The organism is Neoroseomonas marina, from assembly GCF_012927745.1.
Classification (GTDB): domain Bacteria; phylum Pseudomonadota; class Alphaproteobacteria; order Acetobacterales; family Acetobacteraceae; genus Neoroseomonas; species Neoroseomonas marina.
The window spans coordinates 37,386-56,558 of sequence record NZ_JABBKX010000009.1 but is presented as its reverse complement, the minus strand read 5'-3'; the positions used below and the strand labels follow the sequence as shown (position 1 = coordinate 56,558).

At 72.1% G+C, this 19,173-nt stretch carries 17 protein-coding genes; 8 read left to right on the top strand and 9 right to left on the bottom strand.

Annotated elements, in window-relative coordinates; genetic code table 11:
• The first annotated feature begins 2 nt into the window (after window positions 1-2).
• The 5 genes from GWK16_RS20680 to GWK16_RS20665 all read left to right on the top strand — a co-directional run bounded on the left by GWK16_RS20680 (window position 3) and on the right by GWK16_RS20665 (window position 6,310).
• Window positions 3-1,565 (top strand): ABC transporter substrate-binding protein, encoded by a 1,563-nt coding sequence (locus GWK16_RS20680; protein WP_170055875.1) that lies wholly within the window; start codon window positions 3-5, stop codon window positions 1,563-1,565.
• 100 nt (window positions 1,566-1,665) lie between these two features.
• Entirely contained in the window at window positions 1,666-3,153 is a 1,488-nt protein-coding gene (gene argH / locus GWK16_RS25040) for an argininosuccinate lyase (RefSeq protein WP_211187617.1), read from the top strand.
• Window positions 3,150-4,133, top strand: coding sequence for an ABC transporter ATP-binding protein (locus tag GWK16_RS25035; RefSeq protein WP_338144526.1), 984 nt, complete (start codon window positions 3,150-3,152; stop codon window positions 4,131-4,133). Before argH ends, GWK16_RS25035 begins: the two co-directional genes overlap by 4 nt.
• On the top strand, window positions 4,130-5,140 hold the full coding sequence (locus tag GWK16_RS20670) for an ABC transporter ATP-binding protein (RefSeq protein ID WP_170055873.1): 1,011 nt from the start codon (window positions 4,130-4,132) through the stop codon (window positions 5,138-5,140). Before GWK16_RS25035 ends, GWK16_RS20670 begins: the two co-directional genes overlap by 4 nt.
• Window positions 5,141-5,155: 15 nt before the next feature.
• Window positions 5,156-6,310, top strand: a complete 1,155-nt coding sequence (locus GWK16_RS20665) for an NAD(P)/FAD-dependent oxidoreductase (protein ID WP_170055872.1) — start codon at window positions 5,156-5,158, stop codon at window positions 6,308-6,310.
• A 13-nt stretch (window positions 6,311-6,323) separates the two neighbouring features.
• On the opposite strand, the gene GWK16_RS20660 is transcribed toward GWK16_RS20665, so the two are convergent.
• A complete protein-coding gene (locus tag GWK16_RS20660) occupies window positions 6,324-7,190 on the bottom strand; it encodes a c-type cytochrome (protein ID WP_170055871.1) in 867 nt (288 codons plus the stop codon).
• A gap of 225 nt (window positions 7,191-7,415) precedes the next feature.
• Here GWK16_RS20660 and glsA point away from each other — a divergent pair, with 225 nt between their 5' ends.
• The 3 genes from glsA to GWK16_RS25800 are packed head-to-tail and all read left to right on the top strand — an operon-like array spanning window position 7,416 to window position 11,081.
• Window positions 7,416-8,417 carry a glutaminase A gene (gene glsA / locus GWK16_RS20655; RefSeq protein ID WP_170055870.1) on the top strand — a complete coding sequence of 334 codons (1,002 nt, stop codon included), beginning with the start codon at window positions 7,416-7,418 and terminating at the stop codon, window positions 8,415-8,417.
• 40 nt (window positions 8,418-8,457) lie between these two features.
• On the top strand, window positions 8,458-10,107 hold the full coding sequence (locus GWK16_RS20650; protein ID WP_170055869.1) for an MFS transporter: 1,650 nt from the start codon (window positions 8,458-8,460) through the stop codon (window positions 10,105-10,107).
• Entirely contained in the window at window positions 10,104-11,081 is a 978-nt protein-coding gene (locus GWK16_RS25800) for an asparaginase domain-containing protein (RefSeq protein WP_170055868.1), read from the top strand. Before GWK16_RS20650 ends, GWK16_RS25800 begins: the two co-directional genes overlap by 4 nt.
• Window positions 11,082-11,440: 359 nt before the next feature.
• Here the strand turns inward: GWK16_RS25800 and GWK16_RS20640 are convergent, their stop codons facing one another.
• The 8 genes from GWK16_RS20640 to GWK16_RS20605 are packed head-to-tail and all read right to left on the bottom strand — an operon-like array spanning window position 11,441 to window position 19,172.
• The gene (locus GWK16_RS20640) at window positions 11,441-13,843 is read right to left on the bottom strand and encodes an AsmA family protein (protein WP_170055867.1); all 2,403 of its coding nucleotides are present in this window, start codon (window positions 13,841-13,843) and stop codon (window positions 11,441-11,443) included.
• Window positions 13,840-15,459, bottom strand: a complete 1,620-nt coding sequence (locus GWK16_RS20635) for a complex I subunit 5 family protein (RefSeq protein ID WP_170055866.1) — start codon at window positions 15,457-15,459, stop codon at window positions 13,840-13,842. Before GWK16_RS20635 ends, GWK16_RS20640 begins: the two co-directional genes overlap by 4 nt.
• Entirely contained in the window at window positions 15,456-16,931 is a 1,476-nt protein-coding gene (locus tag GWK16_RS20630; RefSeq protein ID WP_170055865.1) for a complex I subunit 5 family protein, read from the bottom strand. The genes GWK16_RS20635 and GWK16_RS20630 overlap by 4 nt, the downstream gene beginning before the upstream one ends.
• The gene (locus tag GWK16_RS20625; protein ID WP_170055864.1) at window positions 16,931-17,218 is read right to left on the bottom strand and encodes an NADH-quinone oxidoreductase subunit K; all 288 of its coding nucleotides are present in this window, start codon (window positions 17,216-17,218) and stop codon (window positions 16,931-16,933) included. Before GWK16_RS20625 ends, GWK16_RS20630 begins: the two co-directional genes overlap by 1 nt.
• Entirely contained in the window at window positions 17,215-18,147 is a 933-nt protein-coding gene (locus tag GWK16_RS20620; protein WP_170055863.1) for a Na(+)/H(+) antiporter subunit B, read from the bottom strand. The genes GWK16_RS20625 and GWK16_RS20620 overlap by 4 nt, the downstream gene beginning before the upstream one ends.
• Complete coding sequence (locus GWK16_RS20615) at window positions 18,144-18,437, bottom strand: cation:proton antiporter (protein ID WP_170055862.1); 294 nt, start codon at window positions 18,435-18,437, stop codon at window positions 18,144-18,146. The genes GWK16_RS20620 and GWK16_RS20615 overlap by 4 nt, the downstream gene beginning before the upstream one ends.
• Entirely contained in the window at window positions 18,434-18,706 is a 273-nt protein-coding gene (locus GWK16_RS20610) for a monovalent cation/H+ antiporter complex subunit F (protein WP_170055861.1), read from the bottom strand. Before GWK16_RS20610 ends, GWK16_RS20615 begins: the two co-directional genes overlap by 4 nt.
• Window positions 18,699-19,172, bottom strand: coding sequence for a Na+/H+ antiporter subunit E (locus tag GWK16_RS20605; RefSeq protein ID WP_170055860.1), 474 nt, complete (start codon window positions 19,170-19,172; stop codon window positions 18,699-18,701). The genes GWK16_RS20610 and GWK16_RS20605 overlap by 8 nt, the downstream gene beginning before the upstream one ends.
• Window position 19,173 lies beyond the last annotated feature (1 nt).

Below are 19,173 nucleotides of genomic sequence, written 5' to 3'. Positions count from 1 at the left end.
GGATGACGAGACAGACCGGGACGCTGTCCCTCGACCGCCGGGCGTTGCTCGGGGGCGCTGCCGGGGCGTTGCTGGCGCCGGGCGTCCGCGCACAGCGCGCGAACGACGTGCTGACCTTCATCGAGGGATCGGATTTCGACACGCTCGATCCCGCCATCAGCCGCACGCGGTCGGCCGAGATCCTCTTCTACGTGATGTTCAACCGCCTGGTGCGCTGGACGGATACGTCCCTGTCGGCGATCGGTCCGGACCTCGCGGAATCCTGGACGATCTCCGACGACAAGTTGACCTGGACCTTCCGCCTGCGGGAGGGCGTGCGCTTCCATGACGGCACGGCCGCGGACGCCGAGGCGGTGAAGTTCTGCATCGACCGGCTGCGCGACCCGGCCTTCGGTTCGCCGAACCGTTCACTCTACACCGCGATCACCGCAGTCACGGTGGTCGATCCGCGCACCATCCGCTTCACGACCGAGCAGCCCCATGCCGGATTGCTGGAGAACCTCGCGGAATCCTCGGCGTCCATCAGCAGCCCGACCGCGATCCGGCGCCACGGCCGCAACTATGGCCGCAACCCGGTCGGCAGCGGCCCCTACAAGCTGGAGGAATGGGCACCGGGCGAGCGCACCGTTCTCACCCGCGCCGTACCCTCTGCGCGCTTCCGGCAGATCATCTACCGCCCCGTTCCCGAAGGCGAGGCACGGCTGATCGAACTCGAGGCCGGCACCGCCGACATCGCGACCGGCATCCCACCCGAGGCGACCGCCCGCGTGCGCGCCAATCCGCGCCTGAAGCTCGAGGTCATCCCGAGTTCCTTCCAAGTCTTCTTCGAACTCAACTGCGCGCGTCCACCCTTCAACGACGTGCGCGTCCGCCGTGCGATCCAGTTCGCGGTCGACCGGGAGGCGATCGTCCAGCGCATCCTCGGCGGCTTCGGCACGGTGCCGGACAGCTTCGTCGCGCCGGGCGTGCAGAGCTATGAGCCGATCGGCAAGCACCCCTACGACCCTGACCGCGCGAAGCGCGAAATCGCGGCAGTCTTCCCCGGCGGCTTCCCCGAAAAGATCGTCATGTGGACGAGCTCCGGCCGCTACCTGAAGGACCAGCAGGTGGCGGAGGCGGTGCAGGGCTACCTGAACGCCATCGGCCTGCAGACCGAGTTCCGCGCCTGGGAATGGGCCAGCTACCAGCAGACGCTCTATCGTCGCACGCCGAATGTCCCGGGCACCGGCTACGGGACCAACGCCGCGCATATGTGGGTGCTCGGCACGTCGATTCCGACCGCGGATTGGCGTCTGTCGCGCCGCTACCAGACCGGGCAGAGCGCGAACATCCTCGGCTACAGCGACCCGCGGGTCGACGACCTGCTGAACCGTGCCCGCGTCACGCTCGATCCGGCGGCGCGGCTCGATCTCTACCACCAGGCTAACCGGCTGCTGTGGCAGGACAACCCGCCGAACATCCCGCTCTACAACCAGAGCCAGATCATCGCGATGCAGCGCGGCATCAGCAACTTCAACGCCTTTGCCTTCGAGATTCCGCTGCTGGGGGAGGTGAGCAAGAGCTGACACCCCGAAGCGGCCAGGGCCGCCCGCGTTCCGGAGGGTGAGAGCGACGGGACGCGGGCGGTCCGGCACGCCAGTGCAGACCGACCAGGACAGGGACATCATGCGCGAACGCCTGCAATCCGCCCCGGCGGAGGTCATCCAACGCTACATGTACCAGCCGCGCATCTTCGGCGACCTGGACGGCGATTATGCCGCCATGCAGCAGGTCAATCGCGCGCACATCGTCATGCTGGTCGAACAGCGGATCCTGGAGCCCGAGGTGGCGCGGCAGATCCTGCGCGCGCTCGACGCCATGGATGCGGAGGGACCGCGCGCCCTGCCGATCACCACGGCGCTCGAGGACCTGCACCTCAACATCGAATCGCTGCTGATGAAGCGCCTCGGCGCCGAGACGGGCGGGCGGATGCATACCGGGCGCAGCCGCAACGACCTCTACGCCACCATGCATCGGCTCAAGGCACGGGCGATGCTGCAGCGGATCACGGCCAGCCTGCTCGCCGTCCGCGCCCAGCTGCTGGACATGGCCGAGGCGCATGCGGAAACGGTGATGACCGGCTACACGCACCTCCAGGCCGCGCAGCCCATCACCTTCGGCCATTACCTTTGTGCCATCGCGGACGGGCTGGCGCGCGACTGCGGGCGGCTGCTGGATGCCTATCCGCGGCTGAACCTTTGCCCGCTGGGTGCGGGCGCGTTGGCGACGACCGGATTCCCGGTGGACCGCGCCCGCTCGGCGGACCTGCTGGGCTTCGATGGGCTGGTGGAGAATTCGCTCGACTGCGTCGCGACGCGGGACTTCGCCGCGGAACTGATGGCGGGCTTCTGCCTGGTGACGCTGACGCTGAGCCGGATGCACCACGACCTGCATCTGTGGACGACGGCGGAATTCGGCTTCCTCGGTATGCGGGACGACATCGCCGGCGTCAGCAGCATGATGCCGCAGAAGAAGAACCCCGCGGCGATCGAGCAATGCCGCGCCAAGCCCGCAATCACGCTGTCGGGCCTGGTCGCCTTCGTCGCCGCGACCGCGCAGACGCCCTACACCAACACCCGGCAGAATGCGGAGGCGCTGCACCATTTCCGCGACAGCGCGGCCGAGGCCGAGGCCGCGTTGGAACTGACCCTGGTGGTCCTGAAGGGCCTGCAGGTGGATGCCGAGCGAATGGAACAGGCGGCCGCCCAGAACTTCAGCACCTTCACCGAACTGGCCGACACCATGGTGCGGGACGGAGGCCTGCCATTCCGCGCCGCCCATGCGGTGACCGGCGCGCTGACGCGGCTTGCCATCGGCCAGGGCCTGCGCGGTGCGGCCGAGGTCGACGCCACGCTGGTCGCGGAGGCGGTCGCCGAAGTCGCACCAGGCGCTGCGCCCTTGCCCGATGCGCTGGTCCGCGCTGCACTCGACCCGCGCGAGAACGTCCGCCGTCGCCATGTCACTGGCGGGCCCGCGCCCGCCGAGACGCGCCGCATGGTGGCGCGGGCACGTCGTCAGCTGGAGGACGACACCGCGCTTCATGCCGCGCGTGCCGGGGCGATCGCCGCCGCAGCCGAGGGCCTCGCCGCCGCGACCGGGGGGCTGGCGGCGTGAGTGATGGCGCGCCCGTCCTGGCCGTGGAGGGGCTGCGGACCAGCTTCGGCGCGGTGCGCGCCGTCGACGGCGTCTCCTTCTCGGTGCGCCGGGGCGAGACGCTGTGCATCGTGGGCGAGTCCGGCTCCGGCAAGAGCGCCACGGCCCTGTCCATCATGGGCCTGATCCCGCGCGCGGCGGGAAAGGTGGTCGACGGCACCGTGCGTCTCGCCGGCCGGGGCGACCTGCGGCGACTGGACGACACCTCCATGGCCGAGGTGCGCGGCCGCGACATCGGCATGGTCTTCCAGGAACCGATGAGCGCGCTCAATCCCGTCTTCCGGATCGGATCGCAGATCGGCGAGCCGCTGCGCGTCCATCGCGGCCTGTCGCGGCGCGAGGCGCATGAACGCGCGGTCGAGCTTCTCGCCATGGTGGGCGTGCCGTCCCCGGCGCAGCGTGCGCTGGACTACCCGCACCAGCTGTCCGGCGGCATGCGCCAGCGCGCGGTGATCGCCATGGCGATCGCATGCGAACCGGCGCTGATCCTCGCCGACGAGCCGACCACGGCGCTCGATGTCACCATCCAGGCGCAGATCCTGGCACTGTTCGAGGATCTTCAGGATCGGCTCGGCGTCGCCATGGTGTTCATCACGCACGACCTGCGCGTGGTCGCCGAGATCGCCGACCAGGTCTGCGTCATGTATGCCGGCGTCGTCGTCGAGCAGGGCGCCGCGCGGGACGTGCTGCGCAACCCGTTGCATCCCTACACCCAGGGCCTGCTGGGCTGCGTGCCGCGCGCCGGGGCCGGCGGGACCTCGCGCCGGCTGAACGCCATCCCCGGCACGGTGCCGAGCCTCGCCGCCTTGCCGCAGGGCTGCCGCTTCCGCTCCCGCTGCCCGCACGCCTTCGCGCGCTGCGCCGAGGAGGAGCCACCGCTGTTGCACCAGGGCGGCGACGGCCGGGCCTTCCGCTGCTGGCTCACCGAGGCCGCCGCATGACGACGGCGCCATTGCTCGAGGTCGAGGGCCTCCAGGTCCACTACCCGGTCCACCGCGGGCCCCTGCAGCGGCGCGTCGGCACGGTGCGCGCGGTGGATGGCGTGGACCTGACCCTGGCGCGGGGCGAGACGCTGGCCCTGGTCGGGGAGAGCGGCTGCGGCAAATCCACCCTGGGCCGCGCGGTGCTGCGCCTCGAGGAACCGACGGCGGGACGCGTCGCCTTCGAGGGCCGGGATCTCGGTGCGCTCGGCAAGGCGGAACTGCGCGACGCGCGACGGCGCATGCGGATGATCTTCCAGGATCCGCAGGCCTCCCTGAACCCGCGCTTCCGGGTCGAGGACATCGTGGGCGAGGCCTACGACATCCACGGTCTCTCCCGGCAGGAACGCGCGGCGGGCGTGCGCGAGCTGCTGGCCCTGGTCGGCCTGTCGCCCGAACATGCGCGCCGCTTCCCGCACGAGTTCAGCGGCGGGCAGCGCCAGCGCATCGGGATCGCGCGGGCGCTCGCGCTGCATCCCTCCTTCGTCGTCTGCGACGAGCCGGTCTCGGCCCTCGATGTCTCGGTGCAGGCGCAGGTGGTGAACCTGCTGCTCGAACTGCAGGAGAAGCTCGGCCTCGCCTACCTCTTCATCTCGCACGACCTGCACCTGGTGGAGTTCTTCGCCGACCGGGTCGCGGTGATGTATCTCGGCCGCATCGTGGAGACGGCGCCGGCGAAGGCGCTCTATCGCCGCCCGCGGCATCCCTACACCCGTGCGCTGCTCGCCGCCTCGCCCTCGCTGGACGGGGAGGGGCATCATCGCCGTGCGCCGCTCCAGGGCGAGTTGCCGAGCCCGCTCGCGCCGCCGCCCGGATGCACCTTCCATCCGCGCTGTCCCTTCGCGGTGGATCGCTGCCGGGCCGAGGCGCCGCCGCTGCGGGACCTCGGCGACGGTGTCGCGGCCCGATGCTGGCGGGCGGAGGAGATCGAGGCCACCGGCGGGCTGCTCGCGCCCGCCCACGCATAGACGGGGAGGAACAGCATGCCGCATGTCATCGTCGTCGGGGCCGGGGTGCTCGGCGCCTCGGTCGCCTTTCGCCTCGCCCAGGCGGGCAGCAAGGTCACGATCCTCGAGGCAGGGCGCGTGGGCGGCGGCACCTCGTCCTGCAGCTACGCCTGGCTGAATTCCGGCAACAAGACGCCGCGTTCCTATCACGACCTCAACGTCGCCGGCATGCAGGCGCATTTCGCGCTGGCCGAGGAATTCCCCGCGACGCCATGGCTGCATCGCAGCGGCGGGATCGAGATTGCCAGCGGTGCGAAGGACGGCGCGACGCTCGCGGCGAAGGTCGCGCGCCTGTCGGACTGGGGCTACGCTGCGGAGGTCATCGACGCGGCGCGCCTCGCCGAGCTCGAGCCCGACCTCGTTCTCGATGCGATCGACGCCCCGACCGTCGCCTGGTGCCCCGAGGAAGGCTGGATCGATCCGGTGCTCTTCGCACAATGGATGGTGCGCGCGGCCGAGCGGCACGGCGCCGTGCTGCGGCTTGGCGCGCGCGTCGTCGCCGTCTCGGAGGCCGCCGGCCGCGTCACCGGCGTCGTGACGGAGGATGGCGAGGCCATCGCGGCGGATGGCGTGGTGAATTGCGCGGGGCGCTGGGCGGACCTGGTCGGCGGCGATCACGCGCCGCGCATTCCCCTCGCACCCCGCGTCGGCTTCCTCGCCTTCACTCCCCCGGTGCCCGTCACGCTGCGCAACGTGCTGCGGACGGCGCTGGTGGACATGCGCCCGGACGGGGCAGGGCGGCTGATGCTGCACGACAACGCCATCGATGCGGTCTTGCCGCTCGATGCGGAACTCTCCCCCGCCATGCCGCAGGCGACGAGCATGGTCCGCCAGGCGTCACGACTCTTCCCCGGATTGCGCGACGTGCAGGCGGAGGCGGTGCGCATCACCGCGCGGCCGATCCCGGCCGACGGCTATTCGGCGGTCGGGCCGATGCCGGGGCTGGAGGGGTACTACCTGGCCGTGACGCACAGCGCCGTCACGCTGTCGGCGCATATGGCGAAGCTCATCGCGCGCGAGGTCGTGGGGCAGACGCCGGCCCCCGAACTCGAGCCCTTCCGCCCCGCGCGCTTCTTCTCCAACCGGCCCGCGATCGACGGCGGGGCGGAGGCCTTCGTCTCCGCCGGCTGAGACGCACGCCTCGTCAGCGCGAGCCCACCGGTCGCTGCGCGGCCATCTGCGCAAGGTAGGCGATGACGGCATCGAGGTCGGCATTGCTCAGTTCCGCCTCCGCGTAGCCCGGCATCTTCTGCTCGGGCCAGGTGCGGACGCTTGCGGGGTCGCGAAGCAGGCGACGCAGCGCCTCGGGCTGGAAATACTCGGTCGGGTTCATGGGGCGGTTGAGGTCGGGCCCCATCTCCCCGGCACCGCCGCCGTTCATGCGATGACAGGCGAGGCAGATGGCCGTGTAGACTTCCTGACCGCGCCGCGCGCGATGGTCCACGGGCAGCGCGGCGTCGACCGCGATCTCCGGCCATCGCACGGCGGGCGGTTCAACGATCCGCAGCGCGGCGATCTGATAGGGCCAGTATTCCGGGGAGATGCGTCCGGCCGCCGCCCGTTCCCAGACGATGTAGAACGGTCCCGCGCTGGCCTGGCGTCCCGATACGTTCGGCCAGGGCACGTCGGACGGTTCGATCGCGAGCCAGGCGCTCGGCTCACCCGGTGTCGGCGGCCGGACGAGGGAGAGCGGCACCTGCGCGGCGAAGCCGTCCGTCGCGCGGGCCTCGAGGACCGCCCCAGGCGGGGGCCTGTTCGGCAACAGGTCGAGAATGGCTGTCAGCGGCACCGCGCGATAGCGGCGTGAGGTGCCGCCATAGGCGATGTCCGCCGGAATGGTGACCTCGGTGGCGTCGGGCCGGGCCAGCAGATCCGCGGTATCGACGACGATGCGCGCGGCGTCGTCCTCGACCGTCAGCGACGCGGCCCGCGCACCGAAGGTCGCCGCGGCGATCAGCAGCAGCGCGAAGGCGGCGGGCCCGGCCCGACGCATGGAATGGCTGATGGACATGGACGGCCGGTTCCCGTGCAATGCCGTCAGTCTAGCGGAGGGCAGGGGCGTGCGCATGTCTCGTGCTGCCCTTTCGAGAGTCCGTCCCCGGCCGTTCGGGGCGCGCCTTTGGAACGCCGTGTCCAGGTGCGGGACGCAGCGTCGATCCGCCTCCGCAGGGCCATTGCTAGCCTTTTGCGACAATCGACCGGGAATCGCCCCGGCACATGATCGGAACCCGGTCCCATGCATGACCGCCTGCATGCCGATGAGGTCCTCGGCCCGCCCGCCATCTCGACCGGCCATCTGCCGCCCACGGGCGCTGTCGCCGCGCTGGTGCAGGAAGCCCATGCCCGCTACCGCGACGTTGCCGACGGCAAGGTCGCCGACTACATCCCCGCGCTCGCCAAGGCGAAGGCCGATTGGTTCGGCATCTGCGTCGCCGGTACCGACGGGACGGTGCACGATGTGGGGGAGGCAACTCACGCCTTCTCGATCCAGTCGATCTCCAAGCCCTTCGTCTTCGCCCTGGTCTGCCAGGCGCTGGGCGGCGGGCGGGCGCGCGAGGCGGTGGGCGTCAACGCCACCGGGCTGCCTTTCAATTCCGTGATGGCGATCGAGATGAACGCCGACCGCACCATGAATCCCATGGTCAACGCCGGGGCGATCGCGACGACCAGCCTCGCCCCCGGTGCCAATGCCGAGGAACGTTGGCGCTTCATCCGCGAGGGCCTGTCCCGCTTCGCCGGCCGCGACCTCATGATGGACGAGGAGGTCTACGCTTCCGAAGCGGCGACCAACCAGCGGAACCAGGGCATCGCGCGGCTACTCCAGGGCTATGGCCGCATGTACTCGGATCCGGACGAGGCGACCGACATCTACACCCGCCAATGCGCGCTCAACGTCACGGCGCACGACCTTGCGGTCATGGGGGCAACGCTGGCCGACGGGGGCGTGAATCCGGTCACCAAGGAACGCGTCGTCGATGCGGAGCGCTGCAAGCGCATCCTCGCCGTGATGGCGACTGCCGGCCTCTACGAGCAATCCGGCGATTGGCTCTACGAGGTGGGGCTGCCGGGCAAGAGCGGCGTTGCCGGCGGGCTTGTCACGATCGCGCCAGGCAAGGGCGGGCTCGGGGTCTTCTCGCCGCCGCTCGACGACGCCGGCAACAGCGTCCGTGGCCAGCTCGTCACGCGGTTCCTGTCGGAGCGCCTGGGACTCAACCTCTTCGCCTCGAAGCCCGAATGACGGGCCGGGGCGGCACGCACTGAATCGGGGGAGACGATCGATGAGCAGCACGGCAGGGGCCGAGGCCCGCGAATCCTGGGTACCGATGATCGCGATCGCGCTCGGCCAGGTGTTGATGTCCTTCAACGTGGCGGCGCTGCCGGTCTCGCTCGCCGGGATGGTGAACAGCTTCGGCGTGCCGCCGACGACCATCGCGACCGGCATCGTGATGTACTCCCTGGCGGTGGCCGGCTTCGTGATGCTGGGCGCGAAGCTCGTGCAGCGCTTCGGCTCCACCGCCGTGTTCCGCGTCGTGGTCGGCGTCTTTGCCCTGGCGCAGGTGATGATGGTCGTGGCCCCGGCGGCGATCTTCATGCTTTCCGCCCAGCTCTTCGCCGGTCTCGCGGCCGCGGTGATCGTCCCGGCCCTGGTGGCGCTGATTGCGCATCACTATCGGGGCCAGCAGCAGGCGACCGCGGTCGGCGCGCTCGGTTCCGCACGCGCGGGGGCCGGCGTCGCCGCCTTCCTGATCGGCGGGATGCTCGGCACCTTCATCGGCTGGCGGCCGGTCTTCGGCATCCTGGTGGTGCTGGCCGCCATCGTCTTCGTGCTCAGCTTTCGCCTGAAGCCGGAGGAAGCGCGGCCCGAGGTGAAGATCGACCTGGTGGGCGTCGTCCTCGCCGCCTGTGCGATCATCATGATCGTCTTCGGCTTCAACAACCTCAACCGCTGGGGTCTCGGCGTCGCCCGCCCCGCGGCACCCTTCGACGTCTTCGGCATGTCGCCCGCGCCGTTGATGATCGTCACCGGCGCGATCCTGCTGCAGACCTTCATCGCCTGGTGCCGTCGGGTCACGGAGCGCGGCGGCACGCCGCTGCTGGACCTGCGCGTCATCACCTCGGGCGAGGAACGTGCCGCGGTCTACGCGATGTTCACCGTGGTCGGGCTCGAGGCCATGCTGAACTTCACCGTGCCGCTCTACATCCAGATCGTGCAGGGACGCACGCCCATCGAGACGGCCATCGCCATGATGCCGTTCAACCTGACCGTGTTCTTCACCGCCATGCTGGTGGTGCGGCTGTACGACAAGGTGACGCCGCGCCGCATCGCCCAGGGCGGCTTCCTGCTTTGCATCGTCGGTCTCCTCTGGCTCGCCTTCGTGGTGCGCAACGACTGGTCGGCGATCCCGGTGATGTTCGGGCTGATCACCTTCGGGCTCGGGCAGGGGGCGCTGGTGACGCTGGTGTTCAACGTGCTGGTCACGGCTGCGCCCAAGGAACTGGCGGGCGACGTGGGCTCGCTGCGCGGCACCACCCAGAACCTCGCGGCTGGCGTCGGCACGGCCGTCGCGGGCGCGCTGCTGGTGGGGCTGCTATCCGCCGGCATCCTCTACCGCATCGCGGAGAACCCCCAGCTGCCGCCGGCGGTGATTTCCCAGATCGACCTCGACAGCATCAACTTCGTGTCGAACGATCGCCTGCTCGGCATCATGGAGCGGACCGGTGCCGCGCCGGCGCAGGTGGCCGAGGCGGTCCGCGTGAACACGGAAGCGCGGCTCCAGGCCCTCAAGATCGGCCTTCTCATCATGGCCGCGGTCGCGGCACTCGCCATCATTCCGGCGAGCCGTCTGCCCGGCTACAGACCGGGCGAGATTCCCGACGGCATCCAGCCCCGCCGCGGGGCGGGCCGGCGCGAGGAGACCACGGCGTGAGCCACAGGCGCCTCCTCGTCCTCTCGCTGGGGGGCACGATCACGATGCTGCCCGCCGCGACGGGCGGCATCGCGCCGACCCTGGGCGCGGCGGACCTCGTGAATGCGGTGCCCGCGCTCGGCGACGTCGCCGACATCGTCGCCGAAAGTCCGGCGCGCCTCCCCAGCCCGTCGCTGAGGCCGGGTCACCTGGTCCAGGTCGCACGCCGGATCGAGGAAGGCTTCGCCGCCGGCATGGATGGCGCCGTCGTCATCCAGGGTACCGATACGATCGAGGAATCCGCCTTCATCCTCGACCTGCTGGTCGGCGGCGACCGGCCGGTCGTCGTCACGGGCGCCATGCGGGGTGCGGATGCCCCCGGAGCGGATGGTCCGGCCAATCTGCTCGCTGCCGCGCGCGTGGCGGCGAGCGACGAGGCGACAGGCCTCGGTACGCTGGTCGTGCTGAATGACGAGATCCACGCCGCGCGCTTCGTGCAGAAGACGAGCACGACGCTCCCGTCGACCTTTGCGTCGCCTCTGGCAGGGCCTCTCGGCCTGGTGGCGGAAGGTCGCCCCCGTATCCTGGGGCGCGTCGCGCGTCTGCCCGTCCTGTCCGCCGCGGCGGGTGCACCGCCCGAGATCGCCCTGATCCGCTGGGCGATGGGGGAGGACGGTCGCATGCTCGCGGTGCTGCCGGGTCTCGGCTATGCCGGTGCCGTCATCGAGGGCATGGGCGCCGGCCACGTCCCGGCCGATGCGGCGCAGGCGATCGAGGACCTCGCGACGCGCATCCCGGTCGTGCTCGCCTCCCGCTCCGCGGCGGGACCTGTCTTCACCGAGACCTACGGCTATCCCGGCGGCGAGATCGACCTGATCCGGCGCGGTGCCATACCGGCGGGGATGCTGTCGGGGCTCAAGGCCCGGCTGCTCCTCGGCCTCGCGCTGCGCGGCGGAGCCGGCACGGCCGCCGCCGCCTTCGCACCCTATCAGTAGGACCCGGGCTCGAAGCATGACCCGACCGCGCCGTCGCGCTGCGGCACTCGCGCTGCCGCCCCTGTTCGCGACGCCTGCCGTCACCGAGGACCGCGTGCCCGGCGACCATGGGGCACCTTCACCTTCACCTACGAGAACGACCTGCTCGCCGGCACCGACCGGTACTGTGCAGGCGCCTTCCAGGCGGCATGGCGCTCGCCCTCCGCCGATCCGCCGGACCGGCTCACCGCGATCACGGGCGTCGGCGCCGGCACTCACGGCGCGATCGCGCGTGTTCCAGACGCAGCGCGAGACGACGCAGTTCGGCTCGGTGAGCCTGTCCTTCCGCTTCTGAGCGCCGGGAAGGGCCGTCGGGCGCCTCAGCGCCGCCGGCCGCCGAGCAAGCCGCCGATTCCGCGCACCACGTCCTGCGCGGCGCCCTGCAATTCGCGCGGCACCAGCGGGATCGGCGTCGCGGCAGCCTCGGGCATCGCGCCCCCGCGGCCGAGGCGCGCGAGGGTGAGCGCCGCCCCGCAATCGCCGCCCGGCGGCGTGCTGCCCGTCGCGCCGCGCAGGAACTCCACCGTGCTGCTGCGCCACAGCCGGTTCGCCACCGTGTCGCCCGCCACCCGCGCGAAGGCGGCGCCGGGCTCCACGCCGATGCGCGGATCGGCCAGCGTGCCACCGACGGCCACCGGCGCGCGCACCGTGACGCCGAGGACGCGGACGTCGGGCAGCAGGCGCGCCGCGATCGTCTCGTCGCGCAGGTTCAGCGCGAGGCTGCCTTCGATCTTGCCGAACTCGCCTTCCATCAGCAGCGCCTGGCTATGCGCGAGGCCAGCCTCCGCGGTCAGCCGGATGGCGAGGCAGCGCAGCGCCAGCCCATCCGCCGGCGTGCCGCGGGGCATCAGGGCGCGCGCGAGGTGAGGCCCGATGCGCAGCGCCGTCGCTCCGGTGAAACGTCCGCCCAGCATGGCGACGCCCAGTTCACCGCCGAGGCTGGCCGCAAGCGCCCGCGTCGTCGTGCCCGTTCCGTGAAGGTCCAGCGCGAGCTCGGCCGTGCCTTCGAAGCCCGCCGGCATGCCGAAGGCGCGCCGCATGGCCGACAGGTCGAGGCCGCGTCCGAGGCTGCGGATCGACAGGCTGGTCCGTGGCGATGCCGCTGCGGCGTCGATGGCGAACCGCCCGGAGACCGGCCCGCCCGGCATGGTCACGGCGAGCGGATCGAGCGTGAGCCGCCCGCCGGCCAGGGCGACGGTCGCGCGTGCGTCGCGCCAGGTGGTCCCGCCGGCGACAAGAACCGCCGCCGACAACCGCAGATCCGCGTCCGCGCCGCGCAGCCAGGCGATCGGCAGGGGATGATCGGGGATGACACGCTCGGTCCGGCGCGTCGGCGCGGAACCGCCGCCGCCGAGGCGATCGAGGTCGAGGCGTCGCGCCGAGACATCCCCACGGAAGGTCGGCCGCGCACCGAAGCCGATATCGAGATTGCCGTCCGCCTCGATACCGTCCGCCGCCAGGCGCAGGTCCCGCAGGCGCAGCGTGCGGGTGAAGAGGCCCGACATGCGCGCTTCGGCCGTCACGCCGGCCAGGCGCGGCAGGCCGACGCCGAGCACCGGGCCGACCGACGCGACATCCGGCGTGGTCAGCTGCGCGGCAAGGACTGCGTCGCCAAGGGGGCGATCGGTGCGCACTTCGCCGCGCAGCACGAGCCTGGACCGACCCGAGATGACGGTGGCTTCGACCGGCAGCGCCTCCTCGGTCGCGGCTTCGAGCATCCGACGCGGCGACGGCAAGGTGGCCGTCAGCCCCAGGTCCGCGCTGTTGCGCACGCCCTGGGCGCTCAGTTGCGCCGGATCGTCGAAGGACGCCGCGCGCAGTTCCGCCCGCGTCACGCGCAATCCCGGCAGCAGGCGCGCCGCGTCCGTCGGGCCGAGCCGCACCGTGAGATCACTGATGGACGGCCGGGGACTGCCCGGCGCGAGGCGCGACTTCAGCGTCAGTGGCCCCGCCACCGGCAGGTCGTGCCCGAAGCGCGTCGCCAGGCGCCGCGCCGCGGCGGCGTTCAGCTCGGCCTCCGCCGCCAGTGCCCAGCCGGGCGTTCCGCTGTGCCGTGGCCAGGACCCTTCGAGCATGAGGCGCAGCCCGTCGCCCGCGATGTCTGCGGCGAGCGGGAGGATGCCGTCGGCCTCCGGGCCGAGCCGGGCATTCAACGTGAGCGCTTCTCCGTCGAGCCGCACATGGCCGCGCAATTCCAGCGGATCGTGCGGCGCCTCGCGTTCCAGACGCAGACGCTCGACGCGGATGTCGCGCACCGGCCCATGCAGCAAGGTGATGCGCGTATCGGCGATGTCGACGGTCGGGACGCCGATGCCGCCGCCACCGCCGCCACCGAACACCCAATTGGGTCGGCCCTCGGCATTCCGTTCCAGGATGAGGTCGGCATCGGCCAGCCGCAGGCTGTCGATCTCCACATGGCCCGAGAGCAGCGGGATCAGCGCGAGCGTCACCTCGAGCCGCCCGATGCGCGCGAAGTCGGGGCGTGAGCCGCCGGGAATGTTCGCAACCGTCGCATCCGTCAGCACGATGCGCGGCCGCAGGCCGGGGCTGACCTGGATGCCGCCATGGCTGACCGCCCGGCCGGTCGCATGTTCGAGCGCGGCGTCGACCCGCGCGGTGAAGGCGCCGCGCGCGATCATCGCCTGCAGAGCGGCGATCGCGCTGCCGCCAAGCAGCATCAGCACCAGTAGCAGCCAAGCCGCGCGGCGCAGGCGACGCCTCATGGCACGTGTGCCATGGCCAGGCCAAGGGCCAGGACGAGCGCCAGGAGCGCAAGACCCGCCGCGGGCCAGGCGCGCAGCACGGCCTCGGCGCGTTCCAGTGCGGGGGCTACCGGCGCCGCGAGGCGAAGCAGGCGGCGGCCGACCAGCAGGACGTCGCCGCCCGGGACCTCGGGCACCCGATCGCCGAGCCAGGCCAGCGCGCCGAGCAACGCGAGGCCCACCAGCACGGGCCACAACGCCTTCCGCATCGATGCGGCGGACAGCACGGCGTCGAGCGATCCGCCCGCCACATCGAACAACGCCCAGGGCAGCACCACCGCGGCGGCGGCCATCGCCAGCCAGGGCAACAGCAATTCCAGCGGCGGCCGCGCCCGTTCCTCCACGGCGAATCCCGCGGCGAGGCGCCGCGCGAAGTGCAGCATCAGCAGCGTCGACCCGGCCGCCGACAGCGCGGACAGCATGCCGACAAGCCCGCTGCCCAGTTCGGCCTTCACCGCCTCCTTCGCCAGCCAGCCGCCGGTCAGCGGCATGCCGCCGAAGCCCAGCGCGAGCAGCACCGCCGGCAGAATGACCCAGGCGCGCGCGGCGCCGCCGCTCTTGGCCGCGACACCGACGGCAAGGAACAGTGCCCCTTTCGCCAGCACGTGGTGCACCGCGTAGTAGGCGGCGGAGGTGGGCGTCGTCGCGATGCCGCCGGCGATGCCCATGCCGATCGCCGCTGCCACCACCCCCATCTGGCTGACCGAGGAATAGGCAAGCACGGTCTTCGGATTGCGCTGCGTCACGCCCATGCCCACGCCCCAGAAGGCGGTGACGAAGCCGATGACGACGAGCGCCTCGCCCCAGCCCACGGGCGTGACCTCGGCGGGCAGGAAGCGGATCAGGCCGATGACGCCGGCCTTGATGATCGCGCCGCTCAGCACCGCCGAGGCCGGCATGGGTGCGGCCGGATGCGCGAGCGGCAGCCAGACATGCAGCGGCACCAGCCCCGCCTTCAGCCCGAAGCCCAGGATCAACAGCCCGATGGTCACGTCGCGCAGCGGCGCGTCGGCCAGATGCGGCAGCACGTCGGCGATGGCGAGCGTCGATCCCGGAGAGAAGGCCGCGAGCAGCGCGAAGGCGGCAAGCAGCGCGGCCTCGCCCAGCACGGTCAGCAGGATGTAGGTCGCGCCCGCATTCCAGGCGCGCGCCGTGCGGTCATGCACGACGAGGCCCCACGCCGGCAGGCTCGCCAGCGCATAGACCAGATAGAAGCCGATCAGGTCGCCCGCGACGAAGACGCCGAGGCTGCCCGCCATGGTCGGCAGCCACCACCCCGCGAAGCGCGCGAGGCCATCCTTCGCCATGTAGCACTGCGCGTAGACCGAGGCCGCGCACCATAGCACCGATGCCGCGCCGAGCAGCAGCGCCGAGGAGCCGTCCAGCGCCAGCATCAGCCGCACGCGGGCATAGACGACGAAGGGCGCCGCATCGTAGGCGAACAGCGCGCAGGCCAGCCCCGGCAGCGGCGCAACCCAGAGCAGCCGCAGCACCGTCGCACGCAGCGCCGGCACTGCCAGCGCCGCCACCATCAGCAGCGGCACGACGGGCGTCAGGGTGAGCAGCAGCGCACTCATGGTCCGAGGTCCAGCCGGCCGATCTGCACCAGCCCGAAGGCGCCGAGCGGCAGGAAACCCAGCAGCACCGAGACGATGGCGAGCACCAACGCGATCCCCTGGCCCTCCGCGCCGCGGGCGGGTTGGGGCGCCTCACCCGTCCGCAGCCCGACCGATACCACGCGGTAGACATAGCCGCCGGTCAGAAGCCCGCCGCACAGGATCACCAGTGCCCACCACCACTGCCCGGCCTCGATCGCTGCGGCGAGGAGCAGCCACTTCGCCGCGAACCCGCCCGAGGGCGGCACGCCCATCAGCGTGAGGCCGGCGAGCCCGAAGGTGATCATCGGCACCGGTAATGCCCGCCCCGCGCCGGCGATGTCCCGGATCCGGTCATGCCCGAGCCGCGCCGCCATCAGGCCGACCGCGAGGAACATCGCCGCCTTGGCGAAGGCGTGGGCGACCGCCTGTACCACCCCGCCGGTCCAGGCCTTGGCCGCCGTCTCCGTCCCGGGCATCGAGGCGATCAACGGAAACATCAGGAACAGGTAGCCGATCTGCGCGACGGTCGAGTAGGCGACGAGCAGCTTCAGCCTCTCCTGCGCCAGTGCCGCGACGGACCCGAGCAGGATCGCCGCCGCGCCGAGCCCCGCGAGGATCTGTGCCGCCATCGGCCCCGGGATGCCCGGCAGCACGCCGAACCACAGCCGGAGCAGGATGACGAAGGACCCCTTCACCACCAGGGCGGACAGGACGGCACTCGCCGCCGCCGGCGCACCGGCATGGGCGGGCGGCAGCCAGAGGTGCAGCGGCAGCAGCGCGGTCTTGGCGAGCAGCCCCGCCGTCATCAGCGCCGCCGCCAGCAGCACCGGATAGGACCCGCCGACGCGCGACGCCAGCACCACGACGTCGAGCGTCCCCGCCGCGCCATACATCAGCGCCACGCCGAGCAGGTAGAGCACCGAGCCGAGCAGCGCGAACATCAGGTAGCGCAGCGCGGCCTCGAGCGTTTCCCGCTTGCCGTCGAGGGCCACCATCGGCATGGCCGCGAAGGTCAGCAGTTCCAGCGCGACGTAGAAGGTGAAGAGGTCGTTTGCCGCCAGCGTCAGGTTGGTGGCACCCCAGATGGCGAGCAGCAATGGCCAGAAGGCGAAGGCGCGGCGCGTCTCGGCCGTTCCCTGCGCCGTGCCGAACTGGCCTCGCGCGAAGAACGCCGTCGCGCCGATCACGACCGCGGCCGTCACCATCATCGCCGCGGACAAGCCGTCGACCCGGAAGGCGAGGCCGAGCGGCGGCGCCCAATGGCCGAGGTCGTGCCGGATCGGCGCGCTGTCGCCATAGACGACGACGGCGATCGCCACCGCGACCGCCAGGCCCAGCGGCGCCAAAGCGAGCGTCAGCCGTTCCGCCCCCCGCGCGCCGAGGGGCAGCGACACCACCATGCCGAGCGCCGGCAGCATCACCGCGAGCACCGGCAGCATCCCCGCCGACATCAGCCGCGGTCCTTCGCCGCGGCGAGGCGCAGCACCAGCGCGACCGCGAGCGTCGTCGCCGCGAAGGCCACCACGATGCCGGTCAGGATGATCGCCTGCGGCACCGGATCGGCCGCGAGCCCCGCGCCGGCGCCGCGCCGCGCCACCGCCCCGAAGACCAGGAACACCCCCCCGCCGAGCAGGTTGAAGGCGAGGATCCGGAGCAGCGCGTCGCGCCGCACCAGCAGGCCGAACAACCCGATACCGACCAGTGCTGCGCCCAACAGGCCGTAGATGGCGGCGCTCATGCGTCACGATCCTCGGCCGGCGGGCCGAGCACCAGCAGCGCCAGCGCCACCGCGATGGATGCCGTCAGCACCACCTCGACCGCGATGATGACGGCCTTCGCGTAGCCCTGCGGATAGGCGAGGAAGGCGCCCTGCAGTGCCGACCCCGCGAAGCCCGCTAGGATGAAGGCGACCGGCCCCGCAGCGACCAAGATGCGCAGCCAGGCGCGCGAGATCGGCGGCGGTGCCGCGATGCCCGCCATCCAGGGCAGCAGCCACATCGCGGTGAGGATCGCCGCCGCCTGGAACTTGCCCCCCGGCGCATCGGCGCCGACCCAGAGGATATGCACGGCGACCACGACCCCGATCGGCGGCAGGACGCGGGCGAGCAGCGCCAATGGTCCGTCCGCCGCGCGCGGCTGTCGCCACCCCGGCGCCCCGCCCCAGGCCGCATCCGGCGCGAGCGCCCAGAGCGCGACCACGGCAAGCACCAGCACCGCCGCCTCAAGCAAGGTGTCGAGGCCGCGGAAGCCCATCAGCACCGCGGTCACGGGATTGCCGACCTCGAGGGCCGCGATGTTCGCCATGACCGGTCCGGCGAGGCTCGGCGCCGGGTCGGGCAGGGCGAGGATCGCCGCCCCCAGCGCCACCGCCAGCCCCGCGCAGCCGACCCCGATCAGGGCCACCTGCGCCTTGCCCGGCGGCGCATCCTCCACCGGCGGTCCACCCGCCAGGCGCCGCGCGGCGCCGAGCAGCAGCACGCCCGACAGGCCGGCGCCGATCGCGGCCTCGGTCAGTGCGACATCGACCGCATCGAGCCGCACCCAGGCGAAGGCGAGCAGCAGGCCATAGGCGACGAACAGCGCGACGGAAGTGAATGCGCTGCGCCCCAGCACCACCGGCAGGGCGAGGGCGACGATCGCCGCCACGATCAGCAGGTCCGCGATCATCCGCCGCGCGCCCCGCGCCGCGCGAGACGCGCCAGCATCGGCCCTGCCGCGGCGCTCGACACCAGAACCAGGCCCCAGATCGCCAGCAGCCGCAGCACGCCGCCGAGGCTTTCCGCCCGCGGCAGCAGGCCGAGCACCACCAGCCCGAGGCCGAGGTGATCGGCCTTGGTCAGCGCATGCAGCCGGCTCGACGTATCAGGGAAGCGGATCAGCCCGGCCGTCCCCGCGATGAAGAAGACGATCCCGGCGGCCACCGCGAGCACGGTGAAGACGTCGACCAGAAGGGTCATGCCGGCGGGTCCCCGCCATCGTCAGGCGCGCCGCGCACCAGCGCCACCGTCGCGAAGGCAGCAAGCAGCGCGAGCGTCAGCGCCGCATCCGCGAGCCCTGGCGTGCCCGTCGCCGCATCGAGCAGCAGCAGCACGGCGATCCCACCCGTGCCGAGCAACTGCGCGGCCATGACGCGGTCCGCGATGCCGGGACCCCGCAGCACGCGTGCCAGCCCCGTCATGACCGTCGCCAGCACCAGCAACGCCGCGCCGAGCAGGATCTCAGTCATCGAGCCCGAAGGCGCGGGCGAAGCGCGCCTCCTCCTCGCTCATCCCCGCCGCGGCGGAACCGGCGCCGGCGATGGCATGGATGACGACGGACCCGTCCGGCGCGTCGCCGGCGGGCAGGGTGCCCGGCAGCAGGCTGGCATAGGCGAGGAAGGCGTCCCGTGCCCGGCCCGGCGACAGGCTTGGCGCCCAGGTGACGTGCCTGGGCTCCGGCTGCCGCCGCGGGTCGAGCGCCAACAGGGCCACCTGCACCCCCGCGGTCAGCGCCTGCCACGGAAAGCGCAGCACCAGTCCTGCCAGCGCGATCGGATGCAGGCGCAGCGGCGCCGGCGGCAGCAGCCGCAGGCTCCACCAGGTGCTCAGCGCGGCCGCCGCCACTCCCGGCGCCAGACCCTTCCACCCGGCGCCGGCGAGCGCGATCCAGAGCGTCAGCAGCAGTCCGAAGCGGACGAGCGCCGCCGCGGCCACC